The 17,009-nt window shown below is 68.5% G+C and carries 16 protein-coding genes and 1 pseudogene; 12 read left to right on the forward strand and 5 right to left on the reverse strand.

Going from position 1 to position 17,009, the window contains the following annotated elements; translation table 11 throughout:
- Nucleotide 1: 1 nt before the first annotated feature.
- Nucleotides 2-727, reverse strand: coding sequence for a glutathione S-transferase (locus tag MHA02_RS17480; RefSeq protein ID WP_147081043.1), 726 nt, complete (start codon nt 725-727; stop codon nt 2-4).
- 330 nt (nt 728-1,057) lie between these two features.
- On the opposite strand from MHA02_RS17480, the gene ilvD reads away from it, so the two are divergent.
- Nucleotides 1,058-2,788: a dihydroxy-acid dehydratase gene (ilvD, locus tag MHA02_RS17485; protein WP_147081046.1), complete on the forward strand. Its 1,731-nt coding sequence runs from the start codon at nt 1,058-1,060 to the stop codon at nt 2,786-2,788.
- Nucleotides 2,775-3,647, forward strand: coding sequence for a tetratricopeptide repeat protein (locus MHA02_RS17490; protein WP_147081048.1), 873 nt, complete (start codon nt 2,775-2,777; stop codon nt 3,645-3,647). The genes ilvD and MHA02_RS17490 overlap by 14 nt, the downstream gene beginning before the upstream one ends.
- Nucleotides 3,648-3,903: 256 nt before the next feature.
- On the opposite strand, the gene MHA02_RS17495 is transcribed toward MHA02_RS17490, so the two are convergent.
- From MHA02_RS17495 to uvrB, 3 genes are all read right to left on the reverse strand, one after another.
- Nucleotides 3,904-4,596, reverse strand: coding sequence for a YidB family protein (locus MHA02_RS17495; RefSeq protein ID WP_147081051.1), 693 nt, complete (start codon nt 4,594-4,596; stop codon nt 3,904-3,906).
- Nucleotides 4,597-4,667: 71 nt separating this feature from the next.
- Nucleotides 4,668-4,907, reverse strand: a complete 240-nt coding sequence (locus MHA02_RS17500; protein WP_147081056.1) for a hypothetical protein — start codon at nt 4,905-4,907, stop codon at nt 4,668-4,670.
- A gap of 154 nt (nt 4,908-5,061) precedes the next feature.
- A complete protein-coding gene (uvrB, locus tag MHA02_RS17505) occupies nt 5,062-7,716 on the reverse strand; it encodes an excinuclease ABC subunit UvrB (RefSeq protein WP_147081059.1) in 2,655 nt (884 codons plus the stop codon).
- A 132-nt stretch (nt 7,717-7,848) separates the two neighbouring features.
- Between uvrB and MHA02_RS17510 the strand changes: the two genes are divergently transcribed.
- From MHA02_RS17510 to MHA02_RS17550, 9 genes are all read left to right on the forward strand, one after another.
- Nucleotides 7,849-8,097, forward strand: a complete 249-nt coding sequence (locus MHA02_RS17510) for a type II toxin-antitoxin system Phd/YefM family antitoxin (RefSeq protein ID WP_147081061.1) — start codon at nt 7,849-7,851, stop codon at nt 8,095-8,097.
- A gap of 68 nt (nt 8,098-8,165) precedes the next feature.
- Nucleotides 8,166-8,480, forward strand: a complete 315-nt coding sequence (locus MHA02_RS17515; protein WP_210245085.1) for a type II toxin-antitoxin system VapC family toxin — start codon at nt 8,166-8,168, stop codon at nt 8,478-8,480.
- 106 nt (nt 8,481-8,586) lie between these two features.
- Nucleotides 8,587-9,216 carry a hypothetical protein gene (locus MHA02_RS17520; protein WP_147081064.1) on the forward strand — a complete coding sequence of 210 codons (630 nt, stop codon included), beginning with the start codon at nt 8,587-8,589 and terminating at the stop codon, nt 9,214-9,216.
- Nucleotides 9,203-9,592, forward strand: a complete 390-nt coding sequence (locus tag MHA02_RS17525; RefSeq protein ID WP_147081067.1) for a transcriptional regulator — start codon at nt 9,203-9,205, stop codon at nt 9,590-9,592. Before MHA02_RS17520 ends, MHA02_RS17525 begins: the two co-directional genes overlap by 14 nt.
- Before the next feature lie 107 nt (nt 9,593-9,699).
- On the forward strand, nt 9,700-10,410 hold the full coding sequence (locus MHA02_RS17530; RefSeq protein ID WP_147081070.1) for a di-trans,poly-cis-decaprenylcistransferase: 711 nt from the start codon (nt 9,700-9,702) through the stop codon (nt 10,408-10,410).
- Nucleotides 10,411-10,721: 311 nt separating this feature from the next.
- Nucleotides 10,722-11,249 (forward strand): ankyrin repeat domain-containing protein, encoded by a 528-nt coding sequence (locus MHA02_RS17535; RefSeq protein WP_147081073.1) that lies wholly within the window; start codon nt 10,722-10,724, stop codon nt 11,247-11,249.
- A 51-nt stretch (nt 11,250-11,300) separates the two neighbouring features.
- Nucleotides 11,301-11,918 carry a DUF938 domain-containing protein gene (locus MHA02_RS17540; RefSeq protein ID WP_147081076.1) on the forward strand — a complete coding sequence of 206 codons (618 nt, stop codon included), beginning with the start codon at nt 11,301-11,303 and terminating at the stop codon, nt 11,916-11,918.
- Between the two features lie 271 nt (nt 11,919-12,189).
- A complete protein-coding gene (locus tag MHA02_RS17545; RefSeq protein ID WP_147081097.1) occupies nt 12,190-14,229 on the forward strand; it encodes an ATP-binding protein in 2,040 nt (679 codons plus the stop codon).
- Nucleotides 14,230-14,300: 71 nt separating this feature from the next.
- Nucleotides 14,301-15,437 (forward strand): alpha/beta fold hydrolase, encoded by a 1,137-nt coding sequence (locus tag MHA02_RS17550; protein ID WP_147081079.1) that lies wholly within the window; start codon nt 14,301-14,303, stop codon nt 15,435-15,437.
- A 370-nt stretch (nt 15,438-15,807) separates the two neighbouring features.
- Here the strand turns inward: MHA02_RS17550 and MHA02_RS22270 are convergent, their stop codons facing one another.
- Nucleotides 15,808-15,969 (reverse strand): hypothetical protein, encoded by a 162-nt coding sequence (locus tag MHA02_RS22270; protein ID WP_170249331.1) that lies wholly within the window; start codon nt 15,967-15,969, stop codon nt 15,808-15,810.
- A 621-nt stretch (nt 15,970-16,590) separates the two neighbouring features.
- On the opposite strand from MHA02_RS22270, the pseudogene MHA02_RS17555 reads away from it, so the two are divergent.
- Nucleotides 16,591-17,009 (forward strand): annotated as a pseudogene (locus MHA02_RS17555) (PQQ-dependent dehydrogenase, methanol/ethanol family); the annotation flags it as partial.

Genomic DNA, 17,009 nt, shown 5'->3' on the forward strand with positions numbered 1-17,009 from the left:
TCTACCCATCCAACTCCGCATACCGCCGAAACACCCCGTTCTCACTGAACGCCAACCGCCGCTCGCTCGCGAGATAAGCCGCAACCCGCGGCAGGCGGCCGACGGTCTGGACCAGGGCCGCGACCCGCGGTGTCGCCTCCAGCGCCCGCGCGGTTGCGGTCGGGAAGGCGTAGCGCAGGCCGTCGACGAGCTGGAACAGGGAGAGGTCGGCGGTGCTGAGCGCGTCGCCGACGAGGTGGCGGGGGCCGGCCGGGTTGCGGGCGAGGACCCGCTCGAACCAGCCCAAGAACTTCGGCAGCCGGTTCTCGCGAAACTCTGCTGCGCGGCGCAGGGCCTCCGGCTTCTGCTCTTCGTAGTAGAGGCCGTTCGCGACGGGGTGGTGCGTGTCGTGTGCCTCCGTGACCATGTCGGCGATCGTAAGCTGGATCTGGTGGGTCCAGATCCGGTCGGCCTCGCTGGCGCCGACGAGGCCGAGGCGGGGGCCGAGATAGAGCAGGATGTTGGCGGTCTGGCCGATCACGAGGTCGCCGTCCTTGAGGAAGGGCGGGGCGAAGGGCGCACGCACGGGCTCGGCGTCGAGCCGCTCCATCATCGCGTCGATGCCGCCGCCGTCCTCGTGGGGGAGGCGGGCCACGTCGACATAGTCGGCCCCGGCCTGTTCGAGGGCGAGCCGCACGAACTCCCCGCGCCCCTGGATCATCGGCCAGTAGTGAAGCTCGTACGGCATCGGGGTCTCCTCCCGGGCTCAAGTCGGCGCGGGCCGTCTGGTTTCACGACGGACCGCGCGGGGAGGGGGCCAAGCGTGACTGTGGCGGGGCCGTCACACCGCGAAACCATCCCAGCTTTGCCCCCGGTCGCCCGCGGCCACGCCGCTATTGCGCCATAAACCGGGACCACCTCAAGCCTCGCGGTAAATGGCTGTTCCGGCAGGGATTTAGCGCCGGATTCCGAGCTGTTCCAAGGGCGGGCGAACCACCCGGAAAAGCTTGGCCGTAAAGGATTTTCGACCGGCGCCCGCGGCGTCGGAAACGGGTGGAAAGCGGTTTCGGACACGGCCATGGACCTGCGGTTGAACAACAAGTCGAAGCTTCCGAGCCGTCACGTGACGGAGGGGCCGGATCGCGCGCCGCACCGCTCGTATCTCTACGCCATGGGCCTCACCAAGGAGCAGATCCACCAGCCGCTCGTTGGCGTGGCCTCCTGCTGGAACGAGGCGGCGCCCTGCAACATCTCGCTGATGCGCCAGGCCCAGGCCGTGAAGAAGGGCGTCGCGGCCGCCAACGGCACGCCGCGCGAGTTCTGCACCATCACGGTAACCGACGGCATCGCCATGGGCCATGCCGGCATGCGCGCCTCGCTGCCGTCCCGCGAAGTCATCGCGGATTCCGTCGAGCTGACCATGCGCGGCCACGCCTACGACGCCCTCGTCGGCCTCGCCGGCTGCGACAAGTCCCTGCCCGGCATGATGATGGCCATGGTGCGCCTCAACGTGCCGTCGATCTTCATCTACGGCGGCTCGATCCTGCCCGGTTCGTTCCGCGGCAAGCCGGTGACGGTGCAGGACCTGTTCGAGGCCGTCGGCAAGGTCGCCGTCGGCGACATGACCCTCGACGATCTCGACGAGCTGGAGCAGGTCGCCTGTCCCTCCGCCGGGGCCTGCGGCGCGCAGTTCACGGCCAACACCATGGCCACCGTCTCCGAGGCGATCGGCCTGGCGCTGCCCTACTCGGCCGGCGCCCCGGCGCCCTACGAGATCCGCGACAGATTCTGCATGACCGCCGGCGAGAAGGTCATGGAGCTGCTCGCCAAGAACATCCGTCCGCGCGACATCGTCACCCGCAAGAGTCTCGAGAACGCCGCGGCCGCCGTCGCGGCGTCGGGCGGCTCGACCAACGCGGCCCTGCACCTGCCGGCGATCGCACATGAATGCGGCATCGCCTTCGACCTGTTCGACGTGGCCGAGATCTTCCGCCGCACGCCGTACATCGCCGATCTCAAGCCCGGCGGACGCTACGTCGCCAAGGACATGTTCGAGGTCGGCGGCATCCCGCTCCTGATCAAGACCCTGCTCGACCACGGCTTCATCCACGGCGACTGCATGACCGTCACCGGCCGCACCATCGCCGAGAACATGGAGAAGGTCGCCTGGAACCCGGACCAAGACGTGGTGCGGGCGGCGAACACCCCTCTCACGCCCACCGGCGGCGTCGTCGGCCTGCGTGGCAACCTCGCCCCCGAGGGCGCGATCGTGAAGGTCGCCGGCATGCCGCCCGAGAAGCAGGTGTTCACCGGCCCGGCCCGTGTGTTCGACGGCGAGGAAGCCTGCTTCGAGGCCGTCCAGAACCGCACCTACCACCCCGGCGAAGTCCTCGTGATCCGCTACGAGGGCCCGAAGGGCGGCCCCGGCATGCGCGAGATGCTCTCCACCACCGCCGCCCTCTACGGACAGGGCATGGGCGACAAGGTCGCGCTGATCACCGACGGCCGCTTCTCCGGCGCAACCCGCGGGTTCTGCGTCGGCCATGTCGGCCCCGAGGCCGCGATCGGCGGCCCGATCGGCCTCCTCAAGGACGGCGACGTCATCACGCTGGACGCGATCAAGGGCACCCTCGACGTCGCCCTGTCCGACGAAGAGTTCGCCGAGCGCCGCAAGGCCTGGACGCCGCGGACCAATTCCGCGACCTCCGGCTACCTCTGGAAATACATGCAGACCGTCGGACCCGCGGTGAGCGGCGCCGTCACCCATCCCGGTGGCGCCCAGGAGATTCAGACCTATGCGGACATCTAGGACTGACCCAAGCCGGCTGTTGCCGGTCGGGGCCGCTCCCGGTCGGCTCCGCGTGAAGATCGCCTGCGGCCTCGCCGCCGCCGGCCTGATGCTGCTCGCCGGCTATCCGGCCGAGTCCCTCGACGCGACGGCGCGCACGCCCGTTCCGGATTCGAGCTACCGCTCGGCCAAGGACGCGCTCCGCTCGGGCGTGCGCGACTACAATGCCGGCGACAAGCAGGGCGCCGTGCGCGCCCTCGAATACGCCGCCGATCAGGGCCAGACCCTCGCTCTGTGGAAGCTCGGCCGCATGTACGCGGACGGGGACGGCGTGCCGCACGACGACCTCAAGGCCTTCGAGTATTTTTCGCGCATTGCCGACGACAACGACGACAAGCCGGAGGCCGGCAATTCCGGCGTCGTCGCCAGCGCCTTCACGGCGCTGGGCACTTATTTCCTCGACGGGATCAAGGGCACCTACGTGCGCGCGAATCCTGAGCGCGCCTACGAGATGTTCAACTACGCCGCCTCGTTCGGCGATCCCAACGCGCAGTACAACCTCGCCCGGCTCTATCTCGACGGCACCGGCACGGAGCAGGATCCGCGCAAGGCCGCGCGCTGGTTCAACCTCGCCGCCGAGAAGGGCCACAAGCCGGCACAGGCGCTGCTCGGCGACCTGCTCTTCAACGGCGTCGGCGTGCCGCGCCAGACCGTGCGCGGCCTGACCTGGCTGGCGCTGGCCCGCGACGGCGCGCAGAGCCGATCCGACGAGTGGATCGTCGACCTCTACGACAAGGCCTGGACCGCCGCGAGCGAGGCCGACCGGGCCGAGGCGATGGCGAAGGTGCAGTCGACGGGGTCTACGCGGCGGCGGCGTTGAAGAACCCCTCCGTATGAGGCATTGCCGGCCCCGCCGCGCTCTCCTCCCCCTCGTGGGGAGGGGGACGGAGGTAAGGGTGGTGCAGACGGGACCGGGACGCTCAGTCCTGAACCACCCCACCCCTCACCCCTCCCCACAAAGGGGAGGGGAAACGCGCTTTTGCTTCACGCGCTTATCCCGCGACAACCGATCTGCGGCTCTGCAAAGCGCGCGCGGTAATGGGAAAGCGCGGATCGGACCGCGCGAGATCCGGCGCTCACCAGCCCTGGCGTTCGTTTTGCTCCGGCTTGCGCCCCTGGGGCGTCAGCGCGTCGACCACGGAGGGCAGGGCCTGTGCGAGCTGGCTCAGCAGGTCGGTGCGGTCGAGCCCGGTCTGGCAGCTGAGGGTGTCGACGGTATCGGAGCCGAGGGCGTCGGCGAGGCGGTTCGGCTCGATCGCCCGGTTCTGGCCGTGGCCGATCCAGGAGCCGATGACGTCGCCGAGGCCGCCGCGCTCGAAGCCCTCGATCAGCCCGTCGAGCCCGCCGCCGAGACCACCCTGTCCGCCACCATCCGGTTCGTGGTCGAGATGGGCGTAGGGGCCTGCCCCGGGCGATCGGCCACCACCGTCGCCGGGGCCATCGAGCATCCCCGAGAGATCCGAGAATTCACCGCCGCCATCATCGCCGCCACTCGAACTCCCGCCCTGCGGGCGCTGGCCGAAGCCGCCGAGATCGCCGTCGTCCCCTTGCGGGCCGTCGTATCCCGCGGGGGAGGGCGCGCGGCCCCGGCCCTCCGGTTCCGGCGAACGATGGCCCCCACCCAAGATATCGCCGAGGCCGCCGCTTGCGCCCTTGGCGAGGAGCAGCATCAGCAGCGCCTTGACGATGGGCGACATGGCGCTGCCGCCACGACCGCCACTGAGCACCTGCCCGACGACGCCACCGATGACCTGATCGAGCAGACCCATGGGCCGTCCTCCGTTCCGCCACGTCCTAGGGCACAACGGGCGATCGGAGCCGGGGTTGCTCGGACTTCGTGTCAGTCGCCGACGGTATCGCGCCGATAGCGGTGGGACAGGCGGTCGAGGGAATCGGCCCGGCCGTCCAGCGACCCCGGTGCGGCGATGGACCGATCGCTCGAGCCAGCAACCGTCTGAGCCAGGGCCATGCGCGGCGTGATCGGTGCCGTGACGAGAGCAACTGCGCCGGCGATGGCGAGGCTTCCCAGAAAGAGGCCGGTGACGGCGGCGCCGGCACCCGGTTCGCGAACGGAGGTCATGCAGCTGTTCCGGTGGCCAGAGGTCACGCGCGGACGAGAGCCGAACCGACGCCGGCCGATCCAAGTCGGCCCATGTTCAGGTCTCGGCTCGTCAATCCTCGACGACGGGTTCGGTTCCGACCCCGAACACTGATCACGCTCTCAGGAACTCAGATCAGCGGCCCTTGTAGCGTGGCTTCTGGCCGCCCATTCCCTGCGTCGAGCGGCCCTTCGGACGCTCCTTCCAGGGCACGGCGCCGGCGGGGAGCTCGCGGTCGGTGCCCGGGCCCATGTTGTCGAGGGTCGGCTTGCTGATACGCGAGCGCCTGTCGCCCTGGCGGCCGGCACCGCGCTCGACGTCGGCCTGGCGGGCCATCGGATCGTCGGAGATCAGCAGCTCGGTCGATTGCAGCCGCTTGAGCTCGTCGCGCATCCGCGCGGCCTCCTCGAAGTCGAGATCGGCAGCGGCGGCCCGCATGCGCTTCTCGAGGTCGGCCATGACCGCCTTGAGGTTGTGCCCGACGGTGGCGACGTCCTTGGCGAGACCGGTGTCGACGCGAACGTGGTCGCGCTCGTAGACGCTCTCCAGGATGTCCTGGATGCCGCGCTTCACGCTCTGCGGCGTGATGCCGTGTTCTTCGTTGTAGGCGAGCTGCTTGACGCGCCGACGCTCGGTCTCCGCCATCGCCCGCTCCATCGAGCCGGTGATGCTGTCGGCGTAGAGGATGCAGCGGGCGTCGGCGTTGCGCGCCGCGCGGCCGATGGTCTGGATCAGCGACGTCTCTGAGCGCAGAAACCCCTCCTTGTCGGCGTCGAGGATGGCGACGAGGGCGCATTCCGGGATGTCGAGACCCTCGCGCAGCAGGTTGATGCCGATGAGGACGTCGAACGCACCCAATCTCAAGTCGCGGATGATCTCGATGCGCTCCAGTGTGTCGATGTCGGAGTGCATGTAGCGCACGCGCACGCCGTTCTCGTGCAGGTACTCGGTGAGGTCCTCGGCCATGCGCTTGGTGAGCGTCGTCACCAGGGTGCGGTAGCCGGCCTGCGCGACCTCGCGGACTTCCCCCAGCAGGTCGTCGACCTGGGAGCGGGCCGGGCGGATCTCGATGACGGGGTCGACGAGGCCGGTGGGGCGGATCACCTGCTCGGCGAAGACGCCGTCGGTGCGCTCCATCTCCCACTTGCCGGGCGTCGCCGAGACGTGGACCGTCTGCGGGCGCATCAGGTCCCATTCCTCGAAGCGAAGCGGGCGGTTGTCGAGGCAGGAGGGCAGGCGGAAGCCGTATTCCGCCAGCGTCGCCTTCCGCCGGAAGTCGCCCCGGTACATGCCGCCGATCTGCGGCACGGTGACGTGGCTCTCGTCGGTGAAGACGAGCGCGTTGTCGGGCAGGTATTCGAACAGCGTCGGCGGCGGCTCGCCGGGTTTGCGCCCGGTGAGGTAGCGCGAATAATTCTCGATGCCGTTGCAGGCGCCGGTGGCCTCGATCATCTCGACGTCGAAGGTGCAGCGCTGCTCCAGGCGCTGGGCCTCGATCAGCCGGCCCATCCTGGTCAGTTCCTCGACGCGGGCCTTGAGCTCGGTTTTGATGCCCTTGATGGCCTGCTGGAGGGTCGGGCGCGGCGTGACGTAGTGCGAGTTCGCGTAGACTTTGACGAACTTGAGTTCGTTGATCTTCTTCCCCGTCAGCGGATCGAACTCGACGATGCTCTCGATCTCGTCGCCGAACAGGCCGATGCGCCAGCCGCGATCCTCCAGGTGGGCCGGCCATAATTCGATGACGTCGCCGCGCACGCGAAACGTGCCGCGGGCGAAGTCCGACTGGATGCGCTTGTATTGCAGGGCCACGAGGTCGGCGATGAGCTGGCGCTGCTCGATCCGCTCGCCGAGCGTCACCGTGAACGACATCGCCGTGTAGGTCTCGACCGAGCCGATGCCGTAGATGCAGGACACCGACGCGACCATGATCACGTCGTCCCGCTCGAGCAAGGCGCGGGTGGCCGAGTGGCGCATCCGGTCGATCTGCTCGTTGATCGAGGATTCCTTCTCGATGAAGGTGTCGGAGCGCGGCACGTACGCTTCCGGCTGATAGTAGTCGTAGTACGAGACGAAGTACTCGACCGCATTGTCCGGAAAGAAGCTCTTGAACTCGCCGTAGAGCTGCGCGGCGAGCGTCTTGTTCGGGGCGAGGATCAGGGCCGGGCGCTGCGTCAGCTCGATGATCTTGGCCATCGTGAAGGTCTTGCCGGAGCCGGTTACGCCGAGCAGCACCTGGTCGCGCTCGTGCTTGCTCACACCGTCCACCAGTTCGGCGATGGCACGGGGCTGGTCGCCGGCCGGCTCGAACTCGGATTTCAAGGTGAAGCGGAGGCCGCCCTCCGACTTCTGCGGCCGCTCCGGCCGGTGCGGCACCCAGGTCTCGCCGTTCTTGAACAGCGGGTTGCCCTCGTGGAGCAACTGTTCGAGCGCCGCCATGGTGGCGGAGACGCCCTCCGTCGCCTGGGAGACCGGCTCCTCGGCAGCCGGAGGCGCAGGGCCGTCCTCGGGCGCCGCGAGGCCGAGGGCCTGGGCGAGGCGCGGATCGACCTCGGCCGCGTCGGCGATGGCGTAGCCGGCCTGCGGGGCCTCGCCGAAGCCGCCGCCCTTCGCCTTCGTGCTCCGGGCCTTCGCGCCCTTGGCCGGCGGCTCGGCCGGCCTCGGCCGGTTGCGGTTGAGCGCCGGGCTCAGGAGTTCGGCGAGATGCTCGTCGAGAGGCTTCAACTCGGGCTTGTCGGCCTTCGACGAGGCGGACTTGGCCGAGACGGGGCGCGGTTTCTTCGGAGCAGGCATGAAGCCGAATATGGCCCCTCGACGCGGCCTGACAAAGCCCTGACGGCGCGACGAGGATCCCCGCTGCGAACCGCTACTGTGGCGGGGAGCCGCAGAGCCGATTAGACTGCTCCGGAACGGTCGGAGGCCGCGATGAAGACGATCGATCTGCACGAAGCCGACACGGAATTCTCCCGCCTCGTCGACGAGGCCGCCGGCGGCGAGCCGTTGGTGATCGCCAGGGACGGTAAGCCCGTGGTCAAGGTCGTGCCGCTGGACGCTCCCGCCCCCTTCGTGAAGCGGCGCCGCGGCTTCCTGAAAGGGCAGATCTCTGTGCCGGACGACTTCGACACGATGGGCCAAGAAGAGATCATCGCGATGTTCGAGGGCGAGGACGAGTGAAAGTCCTCCTCGACACGCATCTTCTGCTCTGATCGTCGGAAGATGCGAGCCAACTCTCGAATGCGGCCATCGCTATCATCGATGACCCGGCAATTGCGCTCGTTTTCAGCGTCGTCAGTATTTGGGAGGTCGCGATCAAGCGCGGGCTCGGCCGTGCGAACTTCCGCACCGACAGCCGTGTCCTGCGCCGCGCTCTGCTGGACAACGGCTACGAAGAACTCACGGTTCTCGGAGCGCATGCGGTCGCCGTCGAAGGACTGCCACCGATCCACAAGGATCCGTTCGACCGCCTTCTCATCGCGCAGGCTACGGTCGAAGGCATCACGTTGGCGACAGCGGATGCAACCATAGCGACGTATCCGGGGCCGATCAGACTCGTGTGAGAGACTGCACGCCTCGTGCGGCACTCACGGCGATACACGCCTTGCGTCGCTCTGCCCTGGCATCTACTTTATGATACAAAGCGCGATTCGGGAGCGGGGTAGCCGCATGCGGGACCTGGACAAGGCACTGGCCGACATCGTTGCGATCCGCACGCAGATCGCCCGCGAGACGGCGTTTCGCGGGCTCGGTTCGGCGACGCTGGCCGCGACCGGCGCGCTGGCCCTGGCGACGGCCTGCCTGCAGGCGTGGTGGCTCGACGAGCCGTCGGCCAACCCGCTCGCCTATTTCGGGATCTGGATCGCCGCGGCCTCGGTCGCCTTCGCACTGATCGGCGTCGAGACCGTGCGGCGCTCGCGGCGGCTGCATTCGGGGCTGGCCGATGCCATGGTCACGAGCGCCATCGAGAGCTTCCTGCCGTCGGCGGGGGTCGGGCTCTGCCTAGCCCTCGTCGTGGCGCGGTTCGCCCCGGATCAGGTCTGGATGCTGCCGGGCCTCTGGCAGGTGCTGACCGGCCTCGGCCTGTTCGCCGCCGCCCGCATCCTGCCGCGGGCGGTGCAGCTTGCCGGAGCCTGGTATCTCCTCGCCGGACTGTCCGTCTTCGCGCTGGCCAGCGCGCAGCACGGCCTCTCGCCCTGGCTGATGGGCCTGCCCTTCGCGATCGGGCAGGGGATGCTCGCGCTGATCATGCACCACGCCATGCGCGACCATCAGGGAGGCTTGGATGTCGCTCTCTGAAGCCATCGACGGCCGCTTCTCCTACGAGGGGCTCGACCGGGTGATCCACGAGAAGGCGCGGCTCTCCGTGCTGACCTCGCTGGTCGCCCATCCCAAGGGCCTCGCCTTTCCCGACCTGCGCCGCCTGTGCGGCCTGACCGACGGCAACCTGAGCCGGCACCTCGCGGTGCTGCAGGAGGCGGATTTCGTCAGCCTCGAGAAGGGATACGACCACAACCGCCCGCAGACGCTCTGCCGTCTGACGCCGCGGGGCCGGGCCCGCTTCCTCGCCTATCTCGGCGTGCTGGAGCAGGTGGTGCGCGATGCGGCCAAGGCCGCGGGACGGGTCCCCGGGTCTACCCACGCCATGACCGATCCCTTCGCGGAACCGACGTGATTCCGTCGGCAATCGACCGCGAAATCGCCCTACCTCTCCGGCACACCGCGTGCGTGTGCCGGACCTCCTAGAACGACAGGTTCCGCCCCGTGCCCGGAGACCCGACGATGCGACGCGATCCCGACGGCAGAGGCCTGCACGCCGCGATCATCATGGACGGCAACGGTCGTTGGGCCACGCAGCGCGGATTGCCGCGCAGTGCCGGCCACCGGATGGGCGTCGAGGCGATCCGCCGGACCGCCGAAGCCGCTCCCGGGCTCGGCATCGACACGCTGACGCTGTTCGCCTTCGCCAGCGACAACTGGAAGCGGCCCGCCGTCGAGGTCGGCGGCCTGATGCGGCTCCTGAAGGCCTATCTGCGCTCGGAGACCGGGCGGCTCGCCCGCACCGGCACCCGGCTCACGGTGTTCGGGCGGCGCGACCGGCTCCCCGCCGGCATTCCCGAGGCAATCGAGCGGGCCGAGGCGGCGACGGCCGGCGGCACCAAACTGAGCTTGCGCATCGCCGTCGACTACTCCTCCCGCGACGCGATCCTCGCCGCCGCCACGCGCCTCGGACCGGACGCCACCCGCGAAGACCTCGGCAAGATTCTCGCCGAGGACACCGGTGCGTGCGGCGACGTCGACCTGATGATCCGTACCGGCGGCGAGAAGCGGCTGTCGGATTTTCTCCTCTGGGAGGCGGCCTATGCCGAGCTGCACTTCACCGACCGGATGTGGCCGGATTTCGGAGAGGCGGACCTCGCCGCGGCGGTGGCCGATTTCAGCCGGCGCGACCGCCGCTTCGGCGGCCTGAAGGCGGTGCCCGTCGCCGCCTGAAACGCGCTGCGCCCTCCCGCATCGGGCAGGCCGGGCACGCGCCGGAGCCGTCCGGACGCAGGCCGGGACCGCTCCGGCCGGCCGCACGGCCCCGAGCGTCCGAAACCGGACACGACGGCGCAACCGCTTCGGCGGCTCAGGTTCGGCGAGACAAATCCGGCCCGGCGCGGTAGCTTGAGGTAGTGGGGCGGCCCGTTGCGAGTCGGGCCTCCGCCCTCGTCACTCCTGCCCGACCTTTCTGCAGCGGCAAGGCTGGACGGCGCGCGCGCCGACTCCAGATGGACCTCTTCATGCGCCTCAGAGATTATTGAATGCAGACTCAGGAGACCGCAGCGATCCCCGTCCTCGACGACGAGACCCTCGCCTTCGCCGGCCGCATCTTCCAATATGCGCGGATGGGGCATGCCGACGAATTGTCGGAGCTGTTCGAGCAGGGCCTGCCCGCCAACATCCGCAACGACAAGGGCGACAGCCTGCTGATGCTCGCCGCCTATAACGGGCAGGAAGCGGCGACGCGCGTGATCCTGGAGGCCGGCGGCGACCCCGAACTCGCCAACGACCGCGGCCAGACCCCGCTCGCCGGCGCCGCCTTCAAGGGCGAGCTCGCGATCGCCCGCCAGCTCCTCGCCCACGGCGCCAAGGCGGACGGCGAGGCCGACGGCTCGCGCACGGCCCTGATGGTCGCCGCGATGTTCGACCGCACCGAGATCGTCGCCCTCCTCCTCGCCCACGGCGCCGATCCCGACCGCCGCGACGCCTCCGGCCTCACCGCCGCCGCGCTCGCGGAATCGATGGGCGCGACGCAGACGCCGGTTCAGTTGGCGCAGGCGAAGGGGTGAGGAGCGGCCTGTAGGCATTCCGTCTTAGCGCAATAGGGTCGAGACCTGACGATGCTCGGATGGGACCTCGACGGCGATGCCCTCGTCGCCCCGGCGGTGGCGCGCAACCGCGACGTCATCCTCCAGGTTTTGAAACGCGTCCTGCCGCCGTCCGGGCTCGTGCTGGAGATCGCGAGTGGGTCCGGCGAGCACGCCGTGCACTTTGCAGGTGCGCTTCCGGCCCTGCGCTGGCAGCCGAGCGATCCGGAACCGGCCGCGCTTCGCAGCATCGCCGCTTATGCCCGCGCCGCCGGGTTGCCCAATCTGCTCCCGCCGGTTCGGCTCGACGCCGGTGCGGCCGACTGGCCGGTCGACCGGGCCGACACGGTCCTGGCGATCAACCTGATCCACATCGCGCCCTGGTCCGTCACCGAGGGCCTGATGGCCGGGGCAGGGCGGCGGCTCCCCGCGGGTGGCCTGCTGGTTCTCTACGGCCCGTTCATGGTGGACGGCGCACATACCGCGCGGAGCAACGCCGACTTCGACGCCGACCTCCGGAATCGCGATCCGCGCTGGGGGGTACGGGAGGTCGAGGCCGTCGCGACGGTCGGCGCGGCGCAGGGGCTTCGTCTGACCGAGCGGGTGGCGATGCCGGCGAACAACCTCAGCCTCCTGTTTCGGCGCTCATAGCCGCCTAACCCCCGAAGGGCCGGCAACTCCGGCCTTCGGGGGAACTGCTTCCAAAAACCCGCAAAACGGCCATACACCGCCGGCAAAGGCCCCGGCGGCTGCGGGCGGATCCCGGGGCGAGCGGCTGAGCGTCGGGGGCGATTCGCCTGTCACGGCCGGTCGGACGAGGTTATCGGTTCGCGTGGCCGCCCAGACACCCCATTCCCAAGATGCCGACGGCGCAGGCCCCGGCACGCCGCCGTTCCTTGCCGGCCGCAGCGAAGCCGCGCGGATGATCCGCGAGCGAGACTGGTCGGGCCATCCGCTCGGCCCCCCCGAGACTTGGCCGGACGCCCTGCGGGTGGCGCTCGGGCTCGTGCTGGAATCGCCGGAATCGATGATCCTGGCCTGGGGGCCGGAGCTGCACTTCTTCTTCAACGACACCTACTTCCCGCTGCTCGGGCCGCGGCTGTCCTGGGCGATGGGTGCGCCGTTCCGCGAGGTCTGGGCCGATGCCTGGGACCAGGCCAAGCCCATCATCGACGAGGCCTTCGCCGGCCGCGCGCAGCGCTTCGTCGACCTGCCCTGGACCCTCGACACCGACCGCGGCGCCAAGGAGACCTTCTGGAGCTTCTCCTACTCGCGGGTGTTCGACGCCGACGGTGCGGTGGCGGGACTGTTCATCTTCACCAACGAGACCACGGCGCGGGTGAACAGCGACCGGCGGCTCGCCGCCGAGATCGCGCGCCAGCGCAAGCTCCTGCAGCAGATGCCGGGCTTCGCCGCCGTGCTGCGCGGCCCCGAGCACATCTTCGACTACGTCAACGACGCCTATGTCGCGATCGCCGGCAACCGCGACTTCCTCGGGCACGGCGTGCGCACGGTGTTTCCCGAACTCGTCGGCCAGGGCTTTTTCGAGTTGCTCGACGGCGTCTACGCCACCGGCCAGCCCTTCACCGCCCGGGCCATGCCGATCCGACTGGCCGGGGAGGACCAGGACCGCTTCATCGACCTGCTCTACAAGGCGATCCGGGACGACACCGGCGCCGTCATCGGCATCTTCGTCGGCGGCTACGACGTGACCGAGCGCCTGCGCGCCGAGCGGGCGCTGGAAGCGGCCAATGCCGGTCTCGCCGAGCGCGTCGCTGCGGCCCTGGCCGAGCAGGCCCGGATCGAGGAGGCCTTGCGCCAGTCCCAGAAGATGGAGGCGGTGGGCCAGCTCACCGGCGGCCTCGCGCACGATTTCAACAACCTCCTCGCCGGCATCTCCGGCAGCCTGGAGCTGATGCAGTCGCGCATCGCGCAAGGGCGCCAAGGGGAGATCGACCGCTACATGAGCGCCGCTCAGGGGGCGACGCGCCGCGCCGCCGCGCTGACGCACAGGCTGCTCGCCTTCTCGCGCCGCCAGACGCTCGATCCGAAGCCCACCGACGTCAACCGGCTCGTGGCCGGCATGGAGGAGCTGATCCGGCGCACCGTCGGGCCGACGATCGCCATCGAGACCGTCGGCACCGCCGGGCCCTGGACGGTGCTGATCGACCCGCCGCAGCTCGAGAACGCGCTGCTCAACCTCTGCATCAATGCCCGCGACGCGATGCCCGACGGCGGCCGCATCACCATCGAGACCGCCAACGTCCGGCTCGACGACCACGCCGCCCGCGCCGCCGACATGCAGCCCGGCCCCTATCTCACCCTCTCGGTGAGCGACACCGGGACCGGCATGACGCCGGACGTGATCGTCCGGGCCTTCGAGCCGTTCTTCACGACGAAGCCGATCGGGCAGGGCACGGGCCTCGGCTTGTCGATGATCTATGGCTTCGTGCGCCAGTCCGGCGGGCAGGTGCGGATCTATTCGGAGGTCGGACAGGGCACCACCATGCGGCTCTACCTGCCGCGCCACGCCGACGCGGTGCAGGAGCCCGAGGCGCCGGGCGGCCCGAGGGAGGTCCCGCAGGCCGGGCAGGGCCGCACGGTGCTGGTCGTCGACGACGAGCCCACGGTGCGCATGCTGGTGACGGAGATCCTGGAAGACCTCGGCTACGTCGCGATCGAGGCGGCGGACGGGGCCGGCGGCCTCGCGGTCCTGCAATCGGACGCGCATCTCGACCTGCTGGTCACGGATGTCGGCCTGCCCGGCGGCATGAACGGCCGTCAGATGGCCGAGGCGGGCCGCGTCACGCGGCCCGGCCTGAAGGTCTTGTTCATCACCGGCTACGCCGAGAACGCGGTGCTCGGCCACGGCCATCTCGAACCCGGCATGCAGGTGATGACGAAGCCCTTCGCCATGGAGGCGCTGGCCACCCGCATCGACGATCTCATCAAGGCGAATTGACCGGCACCGCGGAGGCGTCTCTGATGCAACCACCGGGTCCGGAAGAGCCCGCGATCAGGGAGCGGACGGCCATGGCACGACCCTTCGGACGGCTCGGATTATTCGCAGGATTCCTGATGCTGGCGGCAACGGCCCAGGGGGCGCCCGCCGCGTTTCCGAACCAGACCGAGGCGGATTACGTCGCGAAGGATTTTCGGTTCTCCAGCGGCGTGACCCTGCCGGAGGTGAAGCTGCACTACACCACCCTCGGCACGCCGCACCGGAACGCCAACGGCGAGATCGACAACGCCGTGCTCGTCCTCCACGGCACCACCGGCACCGGAAAGTCCTTCCTGATCCCGACACTCGGCCCGGAGCTGTTCGGCGACGGCGCGCCGCTCGATGCCGCCAAGTACTACGTGATCCTGCCGGACGGTCTCGGCCGGGGCGGCTCGGCAAAGCCGTCGGACGGGCTCAAGGCGGCTTTCCCGCGCTACGGCTACGGCGACGTCGTCGCGGGCCAGTACCGGGTCGTCACCGAAGCGCTCGGCCTCAAGCATCTGCGCATGGTGCTCGGCACTTCCATGGGCGGGATGCAGGCCTGGATGTGGGGCGAGCGTTATCCGGAGGCGATGGACCTGATCATGGCGGTGGCGAGCCAGCCGATCGCCGTGAGCGGCCGCAACGCCCTGTGGCGCCGCCTCCTGATCGAGGGCATCCGCAACGACCCCGACTGGCAGGGGGGCGCCTACACCGAACAGCCGAAACACTTCCAGAAGATCCTGCCGATCTTCAACATCATGACCGAGAGCGTGCTCGGCCTGCAGAAGCAGGCCCCGACCCATGCCGACGCCAACCGCCTCTACGACAGCATCGCCGACGGCTTTTCCGGCAAGGCCGACGCCAACGACTGGCTGTACTGGTTCGACTCGACCTTCGACTACGACCCCTATCCGGGGCTCGACCGGATCACGGCGAAGGTGCTGGCGGTGAACTTCGCCGACGACGAGCTGAACCCGCCCCAGCTCGACGTGATGAACCCCGCGATGGCCCGGCTGAAGGACGGCCGCTTCGTGCTGGTGCCGACCTCCGCGGAAACGCACGGCCACCAGTCGCTGCGCTTCGCCAAATTGTGGAAGGGCTATCTCGCGGAGTTCCTGGCGAGCCCGAAGGCGGTGACCGATGGGGCGAATTCGTCCGAAGGGCCGGGCGGGGCACCGGCGCGGTAGCCCCGACCTTTTGCCGGATTACCGTCCGTCGCTTCGTGGAACCAAGTAGCGCGGCGCGTCCCTTCCCCTCGAGGGGGCAGGGCCGCGAACCGGTTTTGGCGAACGACGACTGGGATGGCGATCGGCGGCGTTCGTGACGGCCGTGCCGTCATTCCAGGGCCGCCGAAGGCAAGCCCGGTACGACGGGGCGCGTGAGAACCCGCCCAGGCAACCGCCGTCATTCCGCGGCCGAGCCCCTGCCTCGCGGCCAGCAAAGATCCTTCACCGACCGGCCCGACCAACGGCGGCGTCATAAATCTATTTATTCCTATTTATCGGACATCTCGATCAGGCCCCGGATGGCGGCGGACCCGATGCCGCGATCAGAGCTTCAACGCACTCCGCGACCGAGATTCCTAGGATCGGCATCCGATCTCCCGACCAGATCGCCAATAAATACCTGATTTTCCTGTATCACATTGCCTAGTCGTCCTGTCGTTTGACGACGCGGAAAATTTCGGCCACCGTCGACTTCGATGATCACGCGGCTCATGGCAGCGCTCGATCCGGCATCCGCAAAACAGGTTTATATTCATTTTCGGTCTGCGAGCGGGAGGCGGGGCGGACAGGCGCGGGCGCGGGGATCCGAAACAAGCGAGGGGGCCGGACAAGAAAAAAGGCGGGGCCATGAAGACCCCGCCCCGATCAAGAAAACTCCCGAGCGGTCCAAGCCAAAGAGCACATGAGATCCAGTTGCAAACAAGGTGAGACATAACGAACGAACAATCGGTGTCAATCAGTCTTGATCGAAACATCGAATATAAAAACAAAATTACTAGAAGCATAATATCTTAATAAAGATAATCCGATGACGCCTCACTGGCTTTTTTGAAGCCGAACCCATGCTTTCTGATCAAGTTGTATTTCTACAGATGAAACAAGACCTTCGATTTAGAAAATTATTATTGATTTTGAGCAGCACTCGGCTAATGTCGTTTGGCGTGCAATGGCACCGCACCCCGTCTCGACGGACGTGCTGCCACGGTCGCTGACCGTCTCTCGCGGCAAGCGGTCACGGTCTCTGGCAACGACCAGGCATTCGGCAAACAACGGAAACCGGCCGCCCCGCATCGTCACGATCGGCCGGCAGTCGGCGTTTCCTTACGGAGGAACCATGAGAGCGGCACATCTTCTTGCACTCGGTGCGGGTCTCGCAGTCGCGACCCCGGCGCTGGCCAACGAAAGCATCCTGAAGTCCATCGCCAACCCGGCGGAGCAGGCGCTTCAGACGGTCGACTACGCCAACACGCGCTATTCGAAGCTCGACCAGATCAATGCCGGCAACGTGAAGAACCTCCAGGTCGCCTGGACCTTCTCGACGGGCGTCCTGCGCGGCCACGAGGGTTCGCCGCTGGTCATCGGCAACATGATGTACCTGCACACGCCCTTCCCGAACATCGTCTACGCCCTCGACCTCGCGGCCGAGAGCAAGATCGTCTGGAAGTACGAGCCGAAGCAGGACCCGGCCGTGATCCCGGTCATGTGCTGCGACACGGTCAACCGCGGCCTCGCCTATGCCGACGGCGCCATCCT

Origin of the sequence: Methylobacterium haplocladii (assembly GCF_007992175.1) — a bacterium.
Classification (GTDB): domain Bacteria; phylum Pseudomonadota; class Alphaproteobacteria; order Rhizobiales; family Beijerinckiaceae; genus Methylobacterium; species Methylobacterium haplocladii.

Excerpts from the sequence above, each read along its gene's own strand:
- MHA02_RS17480 (WP_147081043.1), bottom strand. The coding sequence starts at position 727 with ATGCCGTACGAGCTTCACTACTGGCCGATGATCCAGGGGCGCGGGGAG.
- MHA02_RS17530 (WP_147081070.1), top strand. The coding sequence starts at position 9,700 with ATGCGACGCGATCCCGACGGCAGAGGCCTGCACGCCGCGATCATCATG.
- MHA02_RS17500 (WP_147081056.1), bottom strand. The coding sequence starts at position 4,907 with ATGACCTCCGTTCGCGAACCGGGTGCCGGCGCCGCCGTCACCGGCCTC.
- MHA02_RS17520 (WP_147081064.1), top strand. The coding sequence starts at position 8,587 with ATGCGGGACCTGGACAAGGCACTGGCCGACATCGTTGCGATCCGCACG.
- MHA02_RS17535 (WP_147081073.1), top strand. The coding sequence starts at position 10,722 with ATGCAGACTCAGGAGACCGCAGCGATCCCCGTCCTCGACGACGAGACC.
- MHA02_RS17510 (WP_147081061.1), top strand. The coding sequence starts at position 7,849 with ATGAAGACGATCGATCTGCACGAAGCCGACACGGAATTCTCCCGCCTC.
- MHA02_RS17550 (WP_147081079.1), top strand. The coding sequence starts at position 14,301 with ATGGCACGACCCTTCGGACGGCTCGGATTATTCGCAGGATTCCTGATG.
- MHA02_RS22270 (WP_170249331.1), bottom strand. The coding sequence starts at position 15,969 with ATGAGCCGCGTGATCATCGAAGTCGACGGTGGCCGAAATTTTCCGCGT.
- ilvD (WP_147081046.1), top strand. The coding sequence starts at position 1,058 with ATGGACCTGCGGTTGAACAACAAGTCGAAGCTTCCGAGCCGTCACGTG.
- MHA02_RS17525 (WP_147081067.1), top strand. The coding sequence starts at position 9,203 with ATGTCGCTCTCTGAAGCCATCGACGGCCGCTTCTCCTACGAGGGGCTC.
- uvrB (WP_147081059.1), bottom strand. The coding sequence starts at position 7,716 with ATGCCTGCTCCGAAGAAACCGCGCCCCGTCTCGGCCAAGTCCGCCTCG.
- MHA02_RS17495 (WP_147081051.1), bottom strand. The coding sequence starts at position 4,596 with ATGGGTCTGCTCGATCAGGTCATCGGTGGCGTCGTCGGGCAGGTGCTC.
- MHA02_RS17490 (WP_147081048.1), top strand. The coding sequence starts at position 2,775 with ATGCGGACATCTAGGACTGACCCAAGCCGGCTGTTGCCGGTCGGGGCC.
- MHA02_RS17545 (WP_147081097.1), top strand. The coding sequence starts at position 12,190 with ATGATCCGCGAGCGAGACTGGTCGGGCCATCCGCTCGGCCCCCCCGAG.
- MHA02_RS17540 (WP_147081076.1), top strand. The coding sequence starts at position 11,301 with ATGCTCGGATGGGACCTCGACGGCGATGCCCTCGTCGCCCCGGCGGTG.